Raw genomic sequence first — 22,645 nt, 5'->3', positions numbered from 1 at the left:
TTAAAAGCGTAGTCACTTTTATAAAATAGGAAATTTTGTTTGAATTAATTTCTCTTTATCTTCTTATTTTATCATCTACAATAAGGGTTATAAAGCATATTTGTGGAGGTATTTACCATGCATGACAAGATGAATGGAACGTCTTTGCCGAAAACGTCGTTTCTGTCCGCCTTTGCTGGCGCAATTGTGTTGGCGCTGGTTCATCAATATCTGTTTTACGGACATGGGCTGGGCGTGTCTATGCCAATTTTTGTTATTGGGTTTTACGCCTATATGTATGCCTTTAATCGAGATCGTTTCAAGTCCAGATCATGGATAGGGCGTTTGCTGTTTGTGATCATTTTCATGCTGGCATTGACATACGCGCTGTTCAATAATCCGGTCCTGTATGTGTTAAATGCGCTGGCGATACCTGCTCTGATTAGCGTACATATGGTGCTGCTGTTTGGGGAGAAAAGGCATGGCTGGTCAGAACCCGGTATTATTGGTCAGGCGTTAAGCCATTGGTTTTATCAAAACTTTCGTCATATCGTGACCCCCTTTCGGATGGTCAAGACAGTAGCCCTTCGGAATGTAAAGGATGAGCGTAAGCGTGTATTGGGAAAAGTGCTGATCGGTTTACTTATTGCCTTGCCGCTACTGTTCATTATCATATCTTTGCTGGCTTCGGCGGATGGGATGTTCGAAAAGTTGTTAGCTGGAGTACCCGAATGGATCGGAACGCTGTCCTTTGGGAATGGCATGCTGCGGCTGATCTGGACCTGCTTTTTCACCTTCTGTTTCTTCTGTTATTTGTGGGGATTTGTACAGCCTGCTCCGCGTAATACGCAGAGAGAGACCCAATCATGGCACGGGTTAGATGAGCGCACGAATGGCCAAACCACCGAGTATGATGGTCACTCTTCAGTGATGATTGACCGACCAACGGTGCCTTACCACGAGCCGGTCGCGATTAAATTTGACCCTGTCATTACCGCTACGGTGCTGATTGTCATGAATCTGGTGTATGTTGTGTTCGTTGTGTTGCAGTTCGGATATTTGTTTGGTGCATGGGAAGGTGCTCTGCCCGAAGGAACCTCGTATGCCGAATATGCGAGAAGAGGATTCGGGGAGCTGGTTATGGTAACAGGTATCAACTTTGTGCTGATGATCAGTGTATTGAAGTGGACTGAATTTGGCTCAGGTATAGTGCAAAAAATGAACAGCGGCCTGCTGTATATACTCGTGGGTTGTTCGGGTGTGATGCTGTATTCGGGATATACCCGGCTGGTTATGTACGAAGAAGCATACGGCTATACGTACACCCGCTATTTGGTACACGCGTTTATGATTTTTCTGGGCTTGCTACTGCTTATTGCAGCAATGCGCATTCATTTCCGTCAACTGCCGTTGGCGAAATATTATATTGTACTCGCTCTGGTCGCCTATGTCGTCGTGAACTATGTGGGCATTGATATACGGATTGCTGAAAATAATCTCGAACGGTATCGCACGACATCGGTGATAGATAAGGAATATTTGAGTGAGCTATCGGCGGACGCGATTCCGCTGCTGATTGACTTTAGTCGTAAGGAACATGGATCACTAGATGAGTTTTTACAAGCCCGTTTGACGAGCATGACGAGAGAAGAATCGGCTTGGCCTGAATTCAATTGGGCAAAGTATCGAGCGCAACGGGAATTGCACGACTATATTTTGGAATGAGAGGTGTTTGGGAATGATCGGAACAGAAACGGTACAGGGTATGGTACTGGAGCTACAGGATGAAATGTCACAGTATCAGCATCAGTTTGGTGTAAGACGGAACGATTTTCTCGTGGAGGCTATGTCTTACGGAATGAGTGAGGAGGAAGCTCGGTCTTATGCTATCCAGAGTATCGGTCCGGTCGTTCCCGTCGCCTATATGCCTACGTTGGCTCCTGGTAAAATCCGACCACTCAGTCCAATGCTGGCAGCGCGGTACCGATATGCGGGGGATTGGAAGGATATCGACGAGCATCTGCTCCTACCTGATGAAGTCCTGCGGATCGCAGGTACAGAGCAGTTCCGCAGCTGGATCAGCGATATGCGGAATTACTGGGTGGAATCGGCTCCATACCGATTCGGGGATGATCGTCTTTCGCTGCTATCGGTTGCGAGCGAGGAAGAGGGTCACTTTTCCATGCTCGTCTGGAAGGAGCCCGGTGAAGAGCCAGAAGTATGGACGTATGCTTCGCAGCATGAATACCGATTCAGTCATTTACTCCATTGGTTCAAGTGGCTGAACGGGCGGAGTGAAGAATGAGAGGTACAGATGATGAAAAAGAATCGTAATTGGGTCGTGCTATTTATCGGCATCGCTCTGATGATGGGGGCAGCAGACTATTTAACACAAGCTAAGCCTACGACTACTCCTGAGCTTATCGTTCCAACCGTAATCAGTGAAGAAAGCCTTCAGTTATGAGAATGAAGTTAATTTTTTGTAGTATTACGTTGTTAAAGTAAGCCGGAAATCACCCTAATAGTTGAGAGGGAATTGAGGCCAACATCAATGAATGTGGAGCCATTCAGATGTTCAAGCGACTCCGTCGTTTCCTCTACAACTTATATTCAGGGGGAATTTCAATGGCTAGAAGTGCAAGTACTTACGCATCTGTAATTGACGGTTTTAAGGTAGAAACGAACAAAAAGTATTCGCCAGTAGGTGGAACGAAGTGTAATATTTTTGCACAAGATGTGATGTCTGCGATGTCGGCTTCCCTGCCAAGTGGCTTAGCCAATCAAATGGCTGATGCTTTACTGGGTAACAATGCGCCGGGATGGTACACTGTAACCTTTCAGGATGCTCAAAAAAGAGCAAATCTCGGGTATCCTACCATCGGAATCAAAAAAGCAGATGGGCATGGTCATGTGGTCGTTGTCAGACCGAAGGGTTCATCGATCACGATTTTGAAGGAGGTACAGGTTGCACAGGCGGGGACCAAAAATTACAACAGTAATACCATTAATTATTCGTGGGTAGCAGCAGATCTGCCTGGAGTGAAATTCTACACACACGACTAATTGTATACAAGATATTGGAAATCTAATGACCCCGGAAGCAGATCCACTCGATCTGCCTCCGGGGTCGTCTTTTTTATTTTGAAACGGAATGTTTAGATACAATAAACGCTTTGCCTGGCTTGATAAAAGCAACAGCATAGCCATTGGAGAAGGAGGAGGATTCTGCCCTGTACTCAAGTTTAGTCAGCAGTTGCCCCTGACGATTGATGTAACCGAATTTGCCGTCTGAGACGGATGATTGTGTTTGTTTACCGACTAAAGCTAAGCCTTCTTTGAACGGAGAAGTAACATCATATTTTTGTTGATATTTAATGACCAGCGTTCCGTTTTTATCAATAAATCCGACTTCGTTTTTTGCATTTTTCACACTCGCCAGGCCTTCACTAAAATCCTGGGCATCCGTAAATTTAAAGGGAATCGCGACTTTTCCCTGTTTATTGATGAATCCCCATTTTCCCTTAGTATTTTGCACAGGGGCCAATCCTTCCGAGAAGTCTCCACCGGATTTATATTGAGGAGGAATAACTTCTTTTCCTGCTGTATTGATATATCCGTATAGCCCTTTGCTATTCTGAACAATAGCCAAGCCATCCGAGAAACCACGACTGTATTTATATTTATAGGGAATTGCTAGTTGACCAGAGGCATTCACAAAACCGATCTTGCCAGTGTTGGGGGCGTAGGCAAGAGCCAGACCGTCCGTAAATATATATTCTGAATCCCCATTTTCTTTAAAATGAGAAATGATTTTTCCCGTTCGATCTATAATTGCATTTTCTTTGGTGTCTGCTATGGTAACCTTGGCTTTTCCTTCGGAAAAGAAATTGGCTTCGGTATATTGGCAAGGGATGACCAGTGTCCCTTTGGTGTTAATGTATCCATAGAGATTGGTTTTTGTATTTTTGACTACGGCTCGCTGCTCATGAAAATCACCAATGGGTTTAAGCTCGGCGGGAAGTGAGAAAGCTTTATCTCCTTTGGTATTGTAATACACGAGGTTTCCAGCAGATGTTTCAGCAGCCAATAAGCCGTCATGAAAAGCACCATCGCTCAGCGGGCGAGCAACGTTGTAATCCAGAGCAGTTTTAGAAACTTCAATGGTTGTTGTGCCGGATGCGGCCCAGCCTGTTCCCATAACGGAGAGGCTAGTAACCAGAATCAATGCAGCTAATCCTAACTTTTTTAACATGCATAAGCTCCTTTGTGAGTTGATTTTTACCTTCGGGCTTTGAAAAATCTTACCTTCATACGTAAGGTATTCCATAATATAGACGATAAAAATGTGGGAATGTTTCTTAATATTCTAAATTTTTCTAATTTTCATCTCAATAACCAGAAAGGGAGCAAGCTAATCGCTTGCTCCCTCTACACCTAAACCTGCCCTATATCTTTCGTATGCTTAACAGAGAGTTGCCGTTACGCATAAACTCATACGGAACCTTGGCCTCTGTCACCCGTAAGCCTTCTGCCTCCAGCTCAAGAATCAAACGATCTAGCAGATCGTAACGAGTTCCCGTTAAATCGGTCAGAGGAAAAATGCGGACTTCCTCTGAAGCCACTCGCAGCAGTTCGTGTACCGTATTCTTATGAAACTCATAGTCGAGTCGATCACTATACATAAACAGAAAATGGGCAGACAGCACGATATTAAACTGTTCATCTTCAAAGGGAAGCTCCGGCAGTACCGCAGCAACGTAGCGTTCTGGGTGCTTCCTCATATCCTGCGTGCAATCCTGGAGTGCTTGATGGCGCTGCTCGCTAAGCCCTTGCACATCTCCATAACAGCTCCAAACATAATTATCTTTTGCACGTTCTAGCGTTTCCATTGCATGCTCAATATCCAATAGGCCTTTGCGTTTCAGATCATCAATCTTGTGATCGTAGGCGATATCACTTGCGGTGATATCCAGCGAGGCTTTGGTGCCCAGAGCGGTGAAGGAACATGCTCCCGCAGGACAGTCCAAAATCTTTTTGCCTACAAGTTCAGAAATTTGCAAATTGAACATTTGGACGTACTCCTCAAACGTGCGGCCGATGAACACGACCCGGTCTAACTCTTGCTTGGTTTTACTTTGACTCTTCTCATCACTACTCATCTCTTCTCACCTCAGCTATTCTTTGGCTACGGAGGAGCAACCAAGTTTACTCCGTAAGCTCATGTTAACATTTTACAGAATCGAATAACATATCATTTGGCAGAACCTCTTATTGTGAAAATCGATTCTATTGAGAGATTAAAGATAAGAGATCACGTTCATTTTCAAGAAAAAAAGTGAAGAAACAGTGTCATTTTAAAAAAAGTCTATACATATATATTAAATGTATAGACAAATCAAAAAACTGGATTTATAATTACGCTGTAAACGTTTTCTAGTAGTTAACATCCAATCAGAACTTGAAGGGAAGGAACAATCATGAAGAAAATTTTGCTGGCGTGCAGCTCAGGTATGTCTACAAGTTTGCTGGTTACTAAGATGCAGGATTATGCTAAGTCCATTGGAGACGAGGCTGAAATTTGGGCAGTAGGTCAAGATCAGGCGGCAGAAGACATGGCTAAGGCTGACGCAGTATTGATTGGCCCGCAAATGAGTTTTCTTAAAGGACAGCTGGAAAAGGAAGCAGCCCAATATGGTATTCATGTAGAAGTGATTGACATGATGGCATACGGGATGGTTGACGGTAAGAAAGCCTATGAGCAAGCAGTGAAGCTGGTGGAACGCAAAAATGGATAAAGTCAATATAGCCGAACTGACGGAAGAGCAAATTAGTTTCCAACTTATTCTTCATAGTGGAAGCGCTCGCAGTAAAGTGATTCAGGCGCTGACCGAATATCGAAATGAGAATGTAGAGGGTGCGGACGAACTGCTCAAACAAGCCAAGCAGGATTTACGTGCTGCGCATGATATCCATTTTCAAATGGTTAAGAAGGAAGCGGGAGGTACCCAAACTCCTTTCTCGCTCCTTCTAATGCATGCCGAGGATCATCTGATGTCCACGGTTACCATGAAGGATCTGGTTCTAGAATTGCTGGAGCTGTTCAAATCCAGAAATTTATAACGGAACATGTAATTTTGTGAAATTTGGGACATGAAAAGCTTGCAATCCTATTGATGCAAGTCACTTCGCGGGGAGGAATAGGCTTTGTTTGAGAAATTAAGCCGGATACTGATACCTATTGCCGGTAAACTGAACAACAACCGCTATCTTACTGTACTGCGTGATGCATTTATGTTGTCATTTCCATTAACAGTTTTTGGCTCCATCATTGTCGTTATTATCAATCTGCCGTTTCTAAAAGATTGGATGGGCGACGGTAATTATGCGACTTTTAACAGTCTGCTGAACATTGCGCCGAGTGCCACCCTGAACATCATGACCTTATTCGTGGTTGTCGGGATCGGCTATTATTTATCCCGAAGTTATAAGGTCGAGCCCATATTCGGTGGCATGATCGCGTTGGTCAGCTTCTTGATGCTCACCCCGTTTGTGCTGACACAAGAAAGCGGTGCCACGATTGCTGGTGTCATTCCGTTGGATCGGATTGGGGCCAAAGGCATGTTCCTTGGCATGATCGTTGCTTTTATAGCTGCTGAAATTTACCGAAGAGTGACACAGCGGAACATTGTTATCAAAATGCCTCCAGGCGTTCCGCCAGCCGTTGCCAAATCGTTTGCCGCTTTGCTTCCGGCGTGTATCACATTGGGCATATTTTTGATCATTAATGTTGTAGTTACACTGACTCTTCATAATAACCTGCATGATCTGATTTATCATGCTGTACAGGCACCTCTGGTGCACTTGGGCAGTGGTATTATACCTACATTAATTGCTATTTTCTTTGTTCAGCTTTTATGGTTCTTTGGGCTTCATGGTCAGATTATTATCAACTCAGTCATGGAACCGATCTGGAATACGCTGGCACTTGAAAACTACGAAGCGTACTCCAAAGGAGCGGAACTGCCGCATATTATCACCAAGCAGTTTGTGGATATTTATACCGTAGGTATCGGTGGTACAGGTATGACACTGGCCGTAGTGCTCACGATTCTGATCTTCCTGAAGAGTAAGCAATTGAAGCAGGTCAGTAAGCTGGCCCTTGGACCGGGTCTGTTTAATGTCAACGAGCCCGTCATATTCGGTTTGCCGATTGTGATGAATCCGCTTATTTTTGTCCCATGGGTCATTGCTCCAATGATCGTTACGCTGATTACTTACTTCGCCATGTCTACTGGGATTGTACCGCCGCCAAACGGAATACAGGTTCCTTGGACGATGCCGTTGTTCTTTAGTGGAATGATGGCTACGGGATCTCTGATGGGAGGCGTACTGCAGTTGTTTAATATGGCTGTCGTCTTTGTCATCTGGTTCCCGTTCCTAAAAATTATTGATCGGATGAACGTTCGTAAAGAGCAGGAAGAGGAGCTTAACCAAGCAGCCATTGCAGGTAAGGATCAAACTGTTGGAATGTAATGTGAATAAGCTGCTAGATTAGCAGCTTATTCATGCAAAAGAGAGAGGAGTAGAGCTGTGAATCATACCGAAATGAAAGATATAGAGCAGCAAACCATTCAATACCGTTTTCCATCCGACTTCTGGTGGGGCTCATCGGCCTCGGCTACCCAGACAGAAGGAACCGTGGAGGGAGACGGCAAAGGACCGAACATTTGGGATTATTGGTTTGAGCAGGAGCCGAACCGTTTTTATGACGGCGTTGGACCTGGCGAAACGTCCCGTTTCTATACCCGTTACAAAGAAGATATTGCACTCATGAAAGAGCTTGGTCACAACTCCTTCCGGTTCTCTATTTCCTGGTCACGTCTGTTTCCGGCAGGGAGAGGTGAATTGAACCAGAAGGCAGTTCAATTCTATAATGCCGTCATTGCAGAGTTGCATCAGGCGGGGATTGAGCCATTTGTGAGTTTGTATCATTTTGATTTGCCGATGGCTTTACAGGAAAAAGGAGGCTGGGTGAACCGGGAGACGGTCGAAGCTTACGTAGATTACGCTAACACTTGCTTTGAGCTATTCGGGGATCGTGTAGCCAAATGGTTTACGCATAACGAGCCGATTGTCCCGGTGGAAGGCGGCTATCTATACGATTTCCACTATCCGAATGAAGTGGATTTCGGTAAAGCCGTACAGGTGGGATATCATACCCTGTTATCGAGCGCCAGTGCTATTAAGGCTTACAGAGAGGGCGGTTATAAGGGGAAAATTGGAATTATTTTGAACCTGACGCCGACTTATCCGCGTAGTCAGCATCCGGCAGACGTGCAGGCTGCTGAAATATGCGATGCGTTCTTTAACCGTTCCTTTTTAGACCCATCTGTGACGGGAGAATTCAATCCTTTGCTCGTGGAGCTGTTACGCCAAGAGGGATATGTACCAAGCATGGAAGACGGAGATCGGGAGATTATACGCCAGGGCACTGTGGACCTACTGGGTATTAACTATTATCAGCCCCGCAGAGTCAAGGCTCGTGAAAGTCTGCCGAACCCGGATGCTCCTTTTGTGCCGGAACGTTTCTTCGATTATTACGTCATGCCTGGCCGCAAGATGAATGAGATGCGGGGCTGGGAGATTTATGAGAAAGGCATTTACGACATCCTGACCAATGTCAGAGAAAATTATGGCAACATTGAATGCTTCATTTCAGAAAACGGAATGGGCGTTCAAGGTGAAGAAAAATTCAGAGATGAACAGGGCATGATCCGCGATGACTATCGCATTGATTTTATCCGTGAGCATCTCAAGTGGGTTCAACGGGCCATCTCAGAGGGCTCGAATGTAAAGGGCTATCACTTATGGACGTTTATGGACAACTGGTCCTGGACGAATGCTTATAAGAATCGCTATGGTTTTGTGTCTGTCGATCTTCAGAACGGTGGCAAGAGATCCGTTAAACAGAGTGGGCACTGGTTCAAACAGGTGATCGAGAATAACGGATTCTAAGGTGGTCCTCTGGACCGCCTTTTTTTCTTCATCATCATCAAAGAACTGTGCTGTACGCCGCTGGTGAGAAAGTATAATGTTCGGTATACTTACTTATACCGTGATACCTTAACGTCCCGCCTGCAGAACCAAAAGAACCAGCGCTACCGATGTTTTGGTAAAATGCTGACATAAAACAAATTTTAGTACAGGTGGTAGACCAATGAACAAATACGAACGGATTGCACAAGAGGTCAAGAAGCGTATTATAGACAAGACCTATAGCAGTGATGATCCGATTCCCGATGAAATTTCACTGGCCAGTGAGTTCCGGGTAAGTCGGATGACGATTAAGAGGGCATTGGATACCTTGGTGTCGGAAGGGCTGTTGAATCGTAAAAGAGGACACGGAACCTTTATCGTCAAATCGATCTACAATGGCCCGGTTAATGTCGTTGTGAATGAAATGCTGGGGCTGACAAACGTGCTGCGCGGGAAAGAAATCAAAAGTAAAATCATAGCCTTTGACGTTCAATTTCCATCTGAAGAGGTAGCGGCGCATCTATTTATTGATGCCAATTCTCCTGTGTATCGTGTAGTCCGTCTGCGTATTGTAGAGGGCGAGCCGTATGTGATAGAGCGCACATACATGCCTACGAAGCTGATCAGCGGTATTACCGAGCAGGTGTTGCACGGCTCAGTGTACAAACATATTAAGGAGGAGCTGGGCCTTAATATTGTCAGTTCACATCGTACTATCCGCGCGTCCAAGTCGACCGAGCTAGATTGGGAGTATTTGGATTGTGGTGCGGATGATCCGGTTTTAGAAATTGAGCAGGTAGGTTATCTGGATACGGGTATACCGTTTGAATACTCATTCTCACGGCATCGGTATGATAAATTTGTGTTTACCACAGTAAATCGGGTACGTTGAGCGAATGAGTACGAAACAGGTGGTAAAGCAAACATGGCAGAAGAAGCCTATCTAATATGGGATTCTCCTGCCATGTTCTTTTTTAATGAAGCAAGTTAATTGCCAAGCAATCTTACTTCATGCACCGTCGGGGTATACCAGTTGTTCGGATTATTGAATAGCACTGCATTTACAAGGTTGATTCGCACGTAGCGAGCTTGAAAGTTGACTTTGTCACTGGTAAAACCATACGTGGTATTACCTGTGCGGTCAATCGTGGAGTAGTTAACTCCATCCGTGCTGTATTCAATTTTATATTTGTAATACGCTTCAGATCCTTTGTACATAAACCATGAAATATCCACTTCGCTGATGGTCTTGGTACTGCCCAAATCGACCTGCCACCAAGCGGGCCAGGATGCGGAAGCAGCTTTCCACGAGGTTTGGGCGTTGCCATCGTTCGCCAGTGAAGCTGGAGAACTGGATGCGGCTGAGCTCGCAGTCGCTGTTTTGCCCTGTGCGTGATTCACAAGGGACGGTAGGATTACTGTGCCTGTCGCAGCATCCAGATCCCAGCTACTGTACCAGTTCAGGGTTGCTGTTTTATTGGAGTCATTCAGAGTTAGCGGCAACCAGATGAATTTGTGGTCGCTCAGATTGAGCGGATTCCAGCGGTCGCCCATATAGATGTAGCTGGTTCCTGCGCTACCCGTAATTGTGGCGATGGAATGGATTTGCGAGCCGTAAGCTGCCGGGTCACCGAAGGGCGACAGAGCAGACCAGCTCCCAGTCATGGAACTGGCGGTTGCGTAGGCGCCCTGATTCGGATACCAGCCGGATGCCTGCGAGGTGAACAGGTAGTAGGTATTGTTCTTTTTCACAACAGCAGGAGCTTCGCGATAGCCATTTTCAAAAATCCAGCCAACGAACGACTGTACGCCTGTATAATCGGCTGTCAGCTTGAAGATGGCCATCGTATCGTTGGCGCCGCCATTTTTACGGGAAGCTGTAATAAGGTAACCGCTACCGTCAGTATCCGTGAACACCGTCATATCCCGAGACTCGTAATTCAGCGGGCGGAAGCTGCCTTGGTAGGCAAAATTTCCGTCGGGTGTATCGCTGGTAGCGACGGCTACACGACCGAGTGAGTAGTCCGTGCCATTTTCATAGTGCGCCCATAGTACATATTTTCCGGTGGTTTTGTTGTAGATGACTTTGGGACGCTCGATTTTGCTCGAATTCAGCTCAGGGGCGGAATCTTTGGTGAGAATACTGCTGCGGAAGGACCAATTTTTCAAATCGGTTGAGGTATATACGTTCACTTTTTCAAATTTCCAGTTTTCGGCGTGCTCGCCGTACCAATAATAAGTAGAACCTACTTTTAGAATATTACCGCTGTTCGCCTGAATCGGGTTACCTGCGGTGTCTTTCCAATCCATTCCGTTCGTAATGGCTGTGCTTGCTGTTGCGCTCAGGGATAGTTCAGCATTGGCGACGTCCAAACCATTCAGCGCTTGGTTCACCTCGGTCCCGTAGGTTGCTTGCGTAACGCCTGTTGTATGGGCATGTGCTGTATCGGGTTGAAGACCCGCACTGGCCACTGCGAATAGGATACAAATCCATGCGGCTAACCATTTGCTGCTGTTGATCCACTTCACGATATCATCTGCCTCCTTTAACACGGATAGGATGGGTCGGAATGGCTTGTCCGGCACCTCATCTTCGATTTTATCCTAATTGGAATCGTTTACAAGTGGAATAAATTGAAGTCTTTAGCATGGTGAAACTGTTGTTACGAGAAAGGAAAAATCTGATCACTACATACAAAAAGGGTATATAGATATTTGAAACTTTGGGGAAAGCTCGTCAGTTATGTGGGAAGTGTTTATTAATTGTGCGTTTTGTCATTGACACGTTCACATTATTTCAAATTTAAAGTGACTGGAATCACATAAACGGTTACTTTATGTGGGTATACTGGGTTTTAAATTGAGGATTAACAAATGGGACATATGTTGAAATACCCTTTGTTATCTTATTTTGGAGAGAAGAGGGATACAAAGATGCTAAGTGAGCAAACCATTGCAACGATCAAATCGACTGTACCTGTTTTGGAGGTACACGGAACTACAATCACCAAGCGTTTTTACCAGATGATGTTTGAGGCCCATCCCGAGCTTCTCAATATATTCAATCACGCGAATCAGAAGCAAGGACGTCAACAGGGAGCGCTGGCCAATGCTGTATATGCGGCTGCACAGCACATTGACCGCCTGGAGGAAATTATTCCGGTGGTACGCCAGATTGCACATAAGCATCGCAGTTTGGGAATTAAGCCCGAGCATTATCCTATCGTCGGAAAATATCTGCTCGCTGCGATCAAGGACGTACTGGGAGATGCTGCTACAGACGAGATCATTGCCGCATGGGCCGAAGCCTACGGTGTGATCGCTAACGTATTTATAGACATGGAAGCTGAAATGTACAAGGAGGCTGGTCAGCAGCAGGGAGGCTGGTCAGACTTTAAGAGCTTTGTTGTGCAGAAAAAGGTTAAGGAAAGCGACCAAATTACGTCCTTTTATTTGGTGCCGCAGGATGGGCAGGTGTTGCCTGAATTCGAGCCTGGACAATATATCAGCTTAAAGATGGAAATTCCGGGCGAACACAATACCCACATTCGTCAATACAGTCTTTCGGATGCACCGGGCCAATCTCACTACCGGATATCTGTAAAGCGTGAGGATGCTGTAGAGTCCCGCCCGGCAGGTAAAGTATCCGTGTATCTGCATGAGCAGGTGCAAGAGGGCGATGTGCTTCAAGTATCTGCACCGGCGGGTGATTTTACGCTGGATCGGACAGATCGCAGACCTGTCGTGCTGATCAGCGGTGGGGTTGGGCTAACCCCGATGGTTAGTATGCTGGCTTCTTTGGTGAAATCTGCTCCGCATCGGCCTATCACTTTTGTCCACGCAGCAGTCAATGGGGATAACCATGCTTTGCGTAATGAGGTAGAAAAGCTGGTCGCCACACATGCACAGGCTGCAGTTCGCTGGTGTTACAGCAGACCAACGGAGCAGGATCGGCTGGCACAGGCTTTTCACAAGGAAGGCCGTTTGGATCTGGCCTGGTTACAATCCGTGATACCGGATCGGAACGCCCAATATTATTTTTGCGGCCCTGAGGGATTCATGCAATCGGTATACGGCCTGTTGAAGGAGTGGAATATCCCTACTTCGGATATCCACTATGAATTCTTTGGTCCTGCCAGCGCATGGGAAGCAGAAGCACAATGACACAATGAAACATCAAAAAAGACGAAGGATATTTATCCTTCGTCTTTTTTGCGATGATTACAATCGAAAATCCTGCTCATTGGGTACTACTTTTCAAAATGCGCTCCTGTTTTCATAACAAGGGAGTACGCAAAAATTCCATACCTCGCGGCATATATGGGCGTAAAGCCTCCGGAATGCGGATCGAACCGTCCTCTTGCTGGTGATACTCCAGCAACGGAATCAGAATCCGGGGTGAAGCGACCGCTGTGTTGTTGAGCGTGTAACAATATTTCAATTTGCCGTCCGCATTGCGGTACCGGATGTTGGAACGACGTGCCTGGAAATCAAGCAGCTGGGACGACGAATGTGTCTCGCCGTAAGCATGGCGGCTGGGCATCCATGTCTCAATGTCCACCTGCTTGTAGGTTTTTTGCGCCATGTCGCCTGTACAGACAGCCATCTTACGGTAGGGCAGCTCCAGCAGTTGAAGCAGGTCTTCCGCATTGCGCGTAATCTCCTGAAACATCTGCTCTGAAGCGTCCAGGCTGGCTTCGCAGATGACGACCTGCTCAACCTTGGCAAACTGGTGCACACGATACAGTCCATGCACATCCCTTCCGGCCGAGCCGACCTCATTGCGGAAGCATACGGACACGGCTGCCAGCCGTATCGGGTCCGTAACATCCACGATCTCACCGCTGTAATACGAGACCAATGGCACTTCCGAAGTGCCTACAAGCCACTGATCCTCTCCTGTGATGCGGTACGTCTGATCCAGTCCGAGTGGGAAAAAACCAGTGCTGCGCATCGCCTCTGCACGTACCATCAGTGGAACGTCCAACAACTGGAATCCGCGTGCAGTCAGCAAATCCACCGCAAGCTGCTGAACAGCCCGATGCAAAGCAACCCCTGCTCCCGTCAGATAGTAGTTACGGGTACCGGCTGTTTTGACACCCCGAGGGACGTCGATAAGCTTGTGAAGCTCACCGAGCGCCATATGATCCTTTGGTTCAAATCCGAAGTTCGGAACCGGCCCGACCCGCTCCAGTTCTACATTATCGTCATCCGATCTTCCCCGTGGCGTATCTGGCGATACGATATTAGGCATCAGAAGCAAAAGCTGTTGAAACTGTTCCTCTACTTCCTGTTGCGGGGCTTCCAGAAGATCTAGCCGTTCGTTAATTTCTTTGACCTGCCGCTTTGCCCCTTCTGCCTGTTCACTCTTCCCAGCATGGATTAGCGCGCCAATATCCTGACTACACTGATTACGCTTCTGTCGAAGCTGTTCCACTTCCTGAAGTAGCTGTTTTCTCCGATCATCCAGGGTCAACAGCTCCACGACCGATACCTGTATTCCTTTGCCGTCTGCTGCCGTCTGAACTTGCTCTTGATGCTCTCTGATCCATTTGATATCCAACATGACACCGCACTCCTTTTCGGATAAAAATACAAAAAGCGCCCTCATCCACATGGGACGAGGAGCGCTTTGATCTCGCGGTGCCACCCAAATTGACCGGACAGCATGACTGATGTCATGACTCTCCAATCCACTTTGCTCCGCTGTAACGGGCGGTCCGGTTTACTTAGGTACATATCGCCATATCCTACGCTAACGTATGGTCCTTGGCGTAAACGCCTCCGAGTTGGATGCTCTTCACAGGCATAATATCGTTTGCTTTTTTGTTAGTATACGGATTTTCGGCAGGGTAATCAAGGGCATGAGTCTGCACATTGGATTAATTCCTTTTTTCATTGTGATCTTTCCAATAAAAATAAATACACAGCGTAGACTCTGCAACACATCCATGCGGATTTCATGTTTGCGAAGGGGAAAGGTAGGCTTTATTTCATATGTATATCCATCCTACTTCATCTGCGATCATGAAACTGGAAGAATATATAAGTAAAAGCCCCAATTTACCGTCCAAAATGGGCTATAGTCTCTATAATGACTTTTTAATTTCATGTAAAATGTAATGATTACCAAAATGGACAGCAATGGAGGAGAACATGGAGGATTTTAAAGATCGTTTACATACGATCCGCCAAGAACAGAACAAGCTGCTCAAGGAGTATCAAACATTAATCGCGGACTATGAAGCCTCAGATATCATTTTGGAGAATGAGGTTCTGCGAAAAAAGTTCGAGGATCATCAGGCTCGCTGCATTCACTTGGAAGAGCGAGTACGACATATTGAGCAGGAAAATGGAAAGCTGCGCACTGCGCTGACGGAGCAAATGCTGAGTGAAAAGGCGAATATGATTCGCATTTCGCGTGAAAAGCTGGAGACCTATTTTGCTTCCAGAACCGCAGAAGGGAAAAATCGGCTGACATCCTTTGAATATGGGGCTAAAAACCGGGTGGACCAGCTTATTCAGCAAACTACGCATGAGCTTAAAGAAGATCAGGACGAGATCGTCGCCAGATTACGACTGTTCTCAGAGGAGATTCGTGACCGGATCATGGAACAACGCGAGCGGTTTCAGGAGGCCGAGCGCCAATTGCTTCATCAGACGGCAAGCGAGTTTCAGCAACTCGGAGAAGAAGAGATCAGCGAGGAAACGATGCAGAAGCGCATGAAGCAAAATCAGTTTGAAATGAAGCTAGGCTTGAACTGGATCAACAAGCTGGGGATTTTGCTAATTATATTGGGTGTGGGAGCCGCTTTTAAATACTCATATTCGAACTGGTTCACAGGAAATATGAAGGGCGTGGCCTTCTTTCTGCTAGGAGCGCTGATGCTAGGAGGCGGCGAATGGCTGTACCGCAAGCAGAAGCAGACCTTTGCGCTCGGTATTTTGGGCGGCGGTATTTCTGTACTGTACGGATCGATTTTTTACAGCTACTTTTTGTTAGAAATCATAGGAATGTATACAGGCATAGGCTTGTCCGTACTCGTTACGGTGACCGCTGTGCTACTGTCATTAAGGTATGAATCCCGAACGATATGCTCTTTCGGCTTAGTAGGGGGGTATCTTCCGCTCTTTTCTTATATGGCAGCCAACGGGCTGGAAGGGAACGCCGTGTATATCGCCATGGGCTATTTGTTCCTGTTAAACTTGCTGATTCTGCTTGTATCCTTCCGCAAACGCTGGGTCGTCGTGCAATATATCAGCTTTCTGCTTAATACGCCCTTGATGATTGTGCTGGCGTGGTTATCGGAAAGCACCGTAGCGAGCATGCTGTATGCAGTCATTACATTTGCGATGTACCTCGGGATGACACTGTGGGTGCCGTTCCGTTTAAAAACAAAACTGTCATGGCTGGATTTCTCCCTATTGGCTCTGAATACAGTCGTGAGCTGTTCCGTTCTGTATTCTCTATTCGGCGATGCAGGCCTGGATGATTATAAAGGCTTGCTGGCTCTGGTCTTTTGCTTGGTGTACGGAGGTCTGGGACAATGGGTCCGTCGATATATTCCAGAGGAGAAACAAACTAAAATATTATTTTATGCGACTTCTTTGACCTTTGCCATCCTCATGATTCCGTTCCAGTTTGGAGTTAGATGGTTATCTATGGGGTGGTTGATCGAAGCAGTTCTCCTTACATTATATGGACACCGTTACCGGTTGAAGGAATTGGAACGAGCTGGCTGGGGCATTTTATTACTGTGTCTGGGCGCATTCTTTTTCGTCGATTTCCCTATATATCTGTTGTCAGGATTTGAGACAGACTATTTTGGACTCAAATATACGCTCATTACACTGGGAATGTTGATCGTTACCGTCTTCTATGCGATTGAATTTAGCCGTCCGAATGCTTTCAAAAACAATCGGTTGTACGAAATGCATATCATGCAAGGATTTAAATATGTAGCTTTGGTGAACGTATATTTCTACCTTTTGTATGAAGCCGGGCATTGGTATAACATCGTCTTATCCGACGAGTTTGCTCATTACACCTTGTACAAAGTATTGTTGTATGCCTGCGTATCGCTGGTGTTGGCTTATTTCCTGCCTAAGGTGAGGTTGCTGTATGATCGGGTGATTAAATACTACAGCTTGGCGTTGTACGTCATAGGCTACGCGCTGGCACTGGTGGTCACCGTAACGATTCCGACCTTGCATGAAAATTATGCGCAAAATACGGCTGCTGATTATGTGGCATTGGTGGTACTCGCAGCCTTTAATGTGCTGGTATTCTTCAGCAGCAGGGATTTCCTAAACGCACTGATGACCCGACATTATAGAAGTAATGAGTTGTATCCGGTCATTATGGGTGTATATTTGCTGGGCATCATAACGGCCTTTCTCGGAGTTCAGTTCCGTCTGGGGGATGCTGGTCTTGTGTTCAGTCTGGTGTATTTGCTACTGGCCATTTTGTATATTGTATACGGCTTCCTCAAGCGAGTGGTCTACATTCGCAGATTTGGATTGGGCTTGACCTTGCTGTCGACAGGTAAGCTGCTGTTGTATGATCTACATCTGTTAACAACTGGAAGCACGATTGTAGCCTACTTCTCTTTTGGTGTTGTACTGTTGGCGATTTCGTATATTTATCAAAAAGTATCTAATCGCATGGGAGAGACCATAATAAAGAAGGATGTTGAAGAAAATATGTAGTTTTCTGTTGTATTTTGTAGATACCGAACATTATGAAAATAAATCCGGTAATAGTGAAAAATTATGCATGACCTTACATCCTACTTACGCTATAATGAGTAAAAATTATTTATGTACGCATGCTCATGTTTATGCGTAAGTAGAGAGAATGAGGGGGATATAATGAATTTGAGCAAGGGGCAGAATAGCCTGTCTGATAAAAATGAACGCTTCTCGTCTGCTGGATTTATATTGGCGGCGATCGGCAGTGCGGCAGGACTAGGTAATATTTGGAAATTTCCGTATATTACAGGACAATATGGTGGAGCTGCATTTTTCTTATTGTTTATTGTCTGCCTGTTGCTTGTTGGTTTGCCTGTACTTTTAGCGGAGCTTGCGCTTGGTCGTGCAGGTCGAGGAAGTGCTGCTTCTGCAATGGTAAAAGTAGGCGGTCATCCGATTTGGGGCAAGATGAGCATCATGTTTGTTATCGTGCCGTTTGTTATCTTGTCGTTCTATGCCATTGTAGGGGGCTGGACACTACATTATGCCGTTGAGGCATTTAGCGGAAATCTGTTTTCGAATAATGATTTTGCTGGACAGTTCGCTTCTTTTTCCTCCGGCTATGCGCCGTTGGTTTGGCTGTTAGTTGTTTTTGCATTTACAGCAGTCGTGGTAACTCTTGGGGTATCGAACGGGATTGAAAAGTTCAATAAAATTTTGATTCCTGCCAAGGTCATCCTGTTGCTCGTGTTGATGATTAACGCTCTTATGCTGCCAGGCTCTGGTGCTGGCGTATCCTTCTTTCTGAATCCCGACTTCTCTAAGCTAAGTATAGAGTCTGCATTGGTTGCTTTGGGACATGCCTTCTTCTCACTCTCACTGGGGATGGGAATTATGATCACGTACGGTGCATACGTAGATCGCCGTCAATCGCTGGGTGGAGCCATGCTGGCCGTTGGTGGCGGAGATTTAATCTATGCGTTTATCGCAGGTATGATTATTTTCCCTACAACCTTCTCCTTCGGAATTAATCCGGCTCAAGGACCATCGCTGGTTTTCATTGCTTTACCGGCTGCTTTCTCGGCAATGCCTTTTGGTGCATTCTTCGGCGGTTTGTTCTTCGTACTGCTGGCGGTTGCTGCATTAGGTTCTATGGTATCCTTGCTGGAAGTTCCAGTAGCCTATGTCATGGAGCGTATGCGTTGGAGCCGGGTTCGCTCCGTTCTCGTCGTATCGGTCCTGTGCTTGATGCTGGGCGTCCCTTCTGCATTGTCCATGGGGCTGGTGCCTGAACTAAAAGTAGGGGATAAATCATTCTTTGATTTCGTAGACTTTACCGCATCCAACATCTTCTTACCGTTAGGCGGTTTGTTGATTGTTATATTCACAGGTTATTACTGGAAGACTGCGGCTGAGCATGCGAACATCAAACCTTTCTGGTTCAACGTATGGTTATTCGGTCTTCGGTATGTTGCACCGATCCTGATGTTGTTGGTCTTCCTTCATACCTCAGGTATCATCAAGTTTTAAGAGAATAGAATACTAATAAAAAGGCATTTTCTTCCTAAGGGAAGAGATGCCTTTTTTTGTATATCTATCAGTGGTTACCTAACTGTGGAAAGGAATGATATAATAAAAACATTGTCATTAATTTTAACTTCATTGAAATCATTACGATTATGAAGTTTTATATAATGAATGAAAAGGCTACAGGGCATCGCAGACGATGTGCAGGAGAGGGAAAGGGCAGAAGAGCATTGAAACAGACAGGGAGCTTGAATTTGCAAGAAGGACGGCGGCTGAAATGAAGTCTAATCGGTTGTCGTCACAACGTCGTTATATGCCAGGTTTGGATGGTTTAAGAGCGCTGGCGGTCATCGCAGTCATTGTGTATCATCTGAATCCGGATTGGTTGCCGGGTGGTTTGTTGGGTGTGGGCGTGTTTTTTACTTTGTCGGGGTATCTGATTACAGATATTTTGGTGAGTCAGTGGGATACATATCATAGTTTTAAAATGAAAGATTTCTGGTTGCGTCGTGCCAGAAGGTTGCTGCCTGCCGTGTTGACGGTTGTGGCTGTCATTGTCCTGTGCTCGTTGCTTTTCGATCCGTCACGGCTCACGGCCTTGCGCGGAGATGTACCTGCCGCATTGGTGTATATGAGCAATTGGTGGTTTATTTTCCATCAGGTTTCGTATTTTGAAAGTTTCGGCCCACCTTCTCCGCTTGGGCATCTGTGGTCGCTGGCGGTGGAGGAGCAGTTTTATATCCTGTGGCCCTTACTGCTGGCGCTCGGGCTAAAATTCATGCCCAAGCGTATTGTGCTCGCAGGCTGGGTAACTTGTCTGGCATTAATATCTGCGCTCCTGATGGCCGTGATTTACGTACCGGGAAGCGACCCGAGCCGGGTGTATTACGGCACGGATACGCGTGGATTTGCTTTACTAATTGGTGCGGCGCTGGCCTTGGTGTGGCCAAGCGGCAAGCTGAAAGAGCAAGCTTCTGCTAAGGCGCGTATGCTTTTGGATAGCATCGGTGCAATAAGCTTGCTGTTGCTTTGTCACTGGGCGTGGGCCTCGAATGAATATGACCCATCTCTGTACCGGGGCGGCCTGCTGGGCATAGCTTTAGTCACTGCTATTGTGGTCGCAGCGTTGGCACATCCGGTAAGCCACCTTGGTCGTCTGCTTGGAATCAAGCCGCTACGTTGGATTGGAGCCCGTTCCTACGGACTGTATCTGTGGCATGTTCCGGTTATCACGCTAACGACGCCTCAGGTAGATACCGATGGCGTGCATGTGCTGCGCATCATTTTACAATTGCTAGCTACCGTATTGCTGGCGTCTCTCTCGTTTAAATATATCGAGGAGCCGATCCGCCATGGAGGATTCCGCCACTGGATCACAGGAATCCGCTCTGCGGTTCGTAGACAGGAGCGGTGGAGATGGATGCCTACAACTACAGCGGCTGTGCTGTTTGTAGGTATTCTCGTGGGTACCGTCCACCTGTACGTGGCTTCTCCTGATGCAACGATTCAGGCGGCATCAAGCGATGAGAATCCAGTCGCAAAGGCAAAGGCGATGCCGCCGCTTCACGGAACGGTATCCGTGGCTTCCAAGGAGCCTCAAGCCATCAAGCTGCAAGGGTCCGAGGGCAGCAAGGTGCAGACCCCAGTCCCGTCTCAAACCCAGACGCCTAAGAATACGGCGGTCCAGGCTGGTACTACGGACGATGTTACGAAACCGTCGGAACCTTCGGACAAACCCAAAGAAGCTACGCCTATGACAGGTGATGGCTCGAGTGTTACCGCCATTGGAGACTCTGTCATGTTGGATGTACAGTCGTACATTCAGGAATCCTTCCCGGGAGCTGTTGTAGATGGGCGGATCGGCCGTCAGATGGCGGAGGCGCCTGCCGTACTGGAGCAGCTAAGACAGAACGGACAGCTCGGTAAGACGGTTATTATTGAGCTAGGCACGAACGGCGCTTTTACCAAGGACCAGTTATCCGATCTGTTGGCTAGCCTGAAGGATGCGAAGCGTATTATACTTGTGAATACCCGTGTGCCTCGGCCGTGGGAGAGTATTGTGAACAAGCATCTTGCTGAAGCAGCGTCCCAGGACCCGCGAATTACAATGATTGACTGGTACGGAGCCAGCTCTGGTAAAAACTCCTATTTCGAGCATGACGGAGTACATTTGAAACCTAAAGGTGCTAAAGCTTATGCGTCCTTGTTGGCTCAGGCCCTAACGAAGCAATCGTAATAAACTGCAATGATACTCATAAATTATGTAAATGCAAGACAAGAAAGCCACCGGGAGTAGGTTGTCCTCTGGTTGAAGCACATCCCTAAATTTTCATCGGCTAAACCTAAGGGGTTTTCCAATGTCTATTCTAAGGTGTGTATATCAACCCTGATCCGGTGGTTTTTCTTATTTTAGTATGGAGGTACATAAGCTAATGGAAAAGGGCTATTCACATAGTAGGACAATGGAGCACCGCTTGAAGAGGAACAGAAAAAGGCTCATTTGGATTGCTATTTTATTATTTGTGGCAGGTTGTATTACTTTCATTGCAATAAAGGTCTCAGATAACAAAACACAGGCGCCAACACAGGAGCTTGCTAAAAAAACAGATTCCGTATCCAAGGACTCATCAAAAGGTAAAGCGGTCTCTCCAAAAAGCGACCCCGAAGTAGAAGATGGTGCCTTTGTCGAAAAATATTTAAAGCAGCAAATGCTAGGGCAGATGCCCGATGGAGCCGATGGTAAAAAAGTGGCCTACTTATCCTTTGATGATGGTCCATCCGTGACGGTAACACCTAAAATATTGGACATTCTGAAAAAACAGAAGGTCAAGGCAACCTTTTTTATCGTAGGAAAAGAAGCCGATGAAAATGAACATACCAGGAACATTATCAAAAGAATTGTTAAAGAGGGTCATGCGATAGGAAACCACACGTACTCTCATAATTATAAATATTTATATCCTAACAGGCGGGTAAGCACGGACCATGTTATGCAGGAAATTGAGAGGAACAATAAGGTGTTAAAAAGTATTCTGGGGCCAGAATTCACCACAAGAATGGTGCGGTTTCCTGGGGGCCACATGACATGGAATAGAAGAGATCCACAGGGGATGGCTGCTTTGGATAAAGTCTTACTTCAGAAGGACTATCATCAGGTAGATTGGAATGTACTAACGAAGGATGCAGAGGGAGCATCCAAGAAAGCCCCTGGACTAATCAACCAATTTATGAGATCAGTGAAAGGTCGAGAAAAAGCCATCATACTCATGCATGATACCTATGGTAAAGAAGAAACTGCAAAAGCTTTGCCGCAAATTATAGAATATCTAAAAAAACAGGGATATGAGTTTAAGGTTATGAAGTAAGATAAGTTTATATATAAGAAAAGGACGGGGCTGATGGCCACCGTCCT

General features: G+C 46.2%; 18 protein-coding genes. 14 read left to right on the top strand and 4 right to left on the bottom strand.

What is annotated here, in order from left to right:
- Positions 1–117 precede the first annotated feature (117 nt).
- The 4 genes from ACWGXJ_RS24300 to ACWGXJ_RS24285 all read left to right on the top strand — a co-directional run bounded on the left by ACWGXJ_RS24300 (position 118) and on the right by ACWGXJ_RS24285 (position 3,042).
- Positions 118–1,704 carry a DUF4153 domain-containing protein gene (locus ACWGXJ_RS24300; RefSeq protein ID WP_452567754.1) on the top strand — a complete coding sequence of 529 codons (1,587 nt, stop codon included), beginning with the start codon at positions 118–120 and terminating at the stop codon, positions 1,702–1,704.
- Between the two features lie 13 nt (positions 1,705–1,717).
- Entirely contained in the window at positions 1,718–2,284 is a 567-nt protein-coding gene (locus tag ACWGXJ_RS24295; protein WP_209940658.1) for a hypothetical protein, read from the top strand.
- Between the two features lie 9 nt (positions 2,285–2,293).
- Entirely contained in the window at positions 2,294–2,443 is a 150-nt protein-coding gene (locus ACWGXJ_RS24290) for a hypothetical protein (protein ID WP_172828237.1), read from the top strand.
- A gap of 161 nt (positions 2,444–2,604) precedes the next feature.
- The gene (locus tag ACWGXJ_RS24285; RefSeq protein ID WP_069012257.1) at positions 2,605–3,042 is read left to right on the top strand and encodes a hypothetical protein; all 438 of its coding nucleotides are present in this window, start codon (positions 2,605–2,607) and stop codon (positions 3,040–3,042) included.
- A gap of 73 nt (positions 3,043–3,115) precedes the next feature.
- On the opposite strand, the gene ACWGXJ_RS24280 is transcribed toward ACWGXJ_RS24285, so the two are convergent.
- Positions 3,116–4,231 (bottom strand): WG repeat-containing protein, encoded by a 1,116-nt coding sequence (locus tag ACWGXJ_RS24280; protein WP_452567753.1) that lies wholly within the window; start codon positions 4,229–4,231, stop codon positions 3,116–3,118.
- 193 nt (positions 4,232–4,424) lie between these two features.
- Positions 4,425–5,138: an SAM-dependent methyltransferase gene (locus ACWGXJ_RS24275; RefSeq protein ID WP_452567752.1), complete on the bottom strand. Its 714-nt coding sequence runs from the start codon at positions 5,136–5,138 to the stop codon at positions 4,425–4,427.
- Between the two features lie 318 nt (positions 5,139–5,456).
- Between ACWGXJ_RS24275 and ACWGXJ_RS24270 the strand changes: the two genes are divergently transcribed.
- From ACWGXJ_RS24270 to ACWGXJ_RS24250, 5 genes are all read left to right on the top strand, one after another.
- Positions 5,457–5,774, top strand: coding sequence for a PTS sugar transporter subunit IIB (locus ACWGXJ_RS24270; protein ID WP_013312603.1), 318 nt, complete (start codon positions 5,457–5,459; stop codon positions 5,772–5,774).
- Entirely contained in the window at positions 5,767–6,099 is a 333-nt protein-coding gene (locus ACWGXJ_RS24265; RefSeq protein ID WP_013312602.1) for a PTS lactose/cellobiose transporter subunit IIA, read from the top strand. The genes ACWGXJ_RS24270 and ACWGXJ_RS24265 overlap by 8 nt, the downstream gene beginning before the upstream one ends.
- A gap of 84 nt (positions 6,100–6,183) precedes the next feature.
- Positions 6,184–7,512 (top strand): PTS cellobiose transporter subunit IIC, encoded by a 1,329-nt coding sequence (gene celB, locus ACWGXJ_RS24260; RefSeq protein WP_452567751.1) that lies wholly within the window; start codon positions 6,184–6,186, stop codon positions 7,510–7,512.
- A 72-nt stretch (positions 7,513–7,584) separates the two neighbouring features.
- Positions 7,585–8,994, top strand: coding sequence for a glycoside hydrolase family 1 protein (locus tag ACWGXJ_RS24255; RefSeq protein WP_452567950.1), 1,410 nt, complete (start codon positions 7,585–7,587; stop codon positions 8,992–8,994).
- Between the two features lie 202 nt (positions 8,995–9,196).
- Positions 9,197–9,907 (top strand): GntR family transcriptional regulator, encoded by a 711-nt coding sequence (locus ACWGXJ_RS24250; RefSeq protein WP_039271892.1) that lies wholly within the window; start codon positions 9,197–9,199, stop codon positions 9,905–9,907.
- A gap of 95 nt (positions 9,908–10,002) precedes the next feature.
- Here ACWGXJ_RS24250 and ACWGXJ_RS24245 read toward each other — a convergent pair whose 3' ends face one another.
- On the bottom strand, positions 10,003–11,544 hold the full coding sequence (locus ACWGXJ_RS24245; protein WP_452567750.1) for a family 43 glycosylhydrolase: 1,542 nt from the start codon (positions 11,542–11,544) through the stop codon (positions 10,003–10,005).
- A gap of 405 nt (positions 11,545–11,949) precedes the next feature.
- Here ACWGXJ_RS24245 and hmpA point away from each other — a divergent pair, with 405 nt between their 5' ends.
- Positions 11,950–13,179, top strand: a complete 1,230-nt coding sequence (gene hmpA, locus ACWGXJ_RS24240; protein ID WP_235306700.1) for an NO-inducible flavohemoprotein — start codon at positions 11,950–11,952, stop codon at positions 13,177–13,179.
- 112 nt (positions 13,180–13,291) lie between these two features.
- Here hmpA and serS read toward each other — a convergent pair whose 3' ends face one another.
- On the bottom strand, positions 13,292–14,581 hold the full coding sequence (serS, locus tag ACWGXJ_RS24235; RefSeq protein ID WP_452567749.1) for a serine--tRNA ligase: 1,290 nt from the start codon (positions 14,579–14,581) through the stop codon (positions 13,292–13,294).
- A gap of 590 nt (positions 14,582–15,171) precedes the next feature.
- Here serS and ACWGXJ_RS24230 point away from each other — a divergent pair.
- From ACWGXJ_RS24230 to ACWGXJ_RS24215, 4 genes are all read left to right on the top strand, one after another.
- Positions 15,172–17,724: a DUF2339 domain-containing protein gene (locus ACWGXJ_RS24230; protein ID WP_452567748.1), complete on the top strand. Its 2,553-nt coding sequence runs from the start codon at positions 15,172–15,174 to the stop codon at positions 17,722–17,724.
- Between the two features lie 162 nt (positions 17,725–17,886).
- A complete protein-coding gene (locus ACWGXJ_RS24225; protein WP_061829525.1) occupies positions 17,887–19,236 on the top strand; it encodes a sodium-dependent transporter in 1,350 nt (449 codons plus the stop codon).
- 274 nt (positions 19,237–19,510) lie between these two features.
- Positions 19,511–21,469 carry an acyltransferase family protein gene (locus ACWGXJ_RS24220; RefSeq protein WP_452567747.1) on the top strand — a complete coding sequence of 653 codons (1,959 nt, stop codon included), beginning with the start codon at positions 19,511–19,513 and terminating at the stop codon, positions 21,467–21,469.
- A gap of 196 nt (positions 21,470–21,665) precedes the next feature.
- Positions 21,666–22,598, top strand: a complete 933-nt coding sequence (locus tag ACWGXJ_RS24215; protein WP_322158985.1) for a polysaccharide deacetylase family protein — start codon at positions 21,666–21,668, stop codon at positions 22,596–22,598.
- Positions 22,599–22,645 lie beyond the last annotated feature (47 nt).

It is taken from the genome of Paenibacillus sp. S33 (assembly GCF_053615415.1).
Note: the sequence above shows the minus strand (reverse complement) of the source record. Positions and strands in the feature narration are given on the sequence as shown.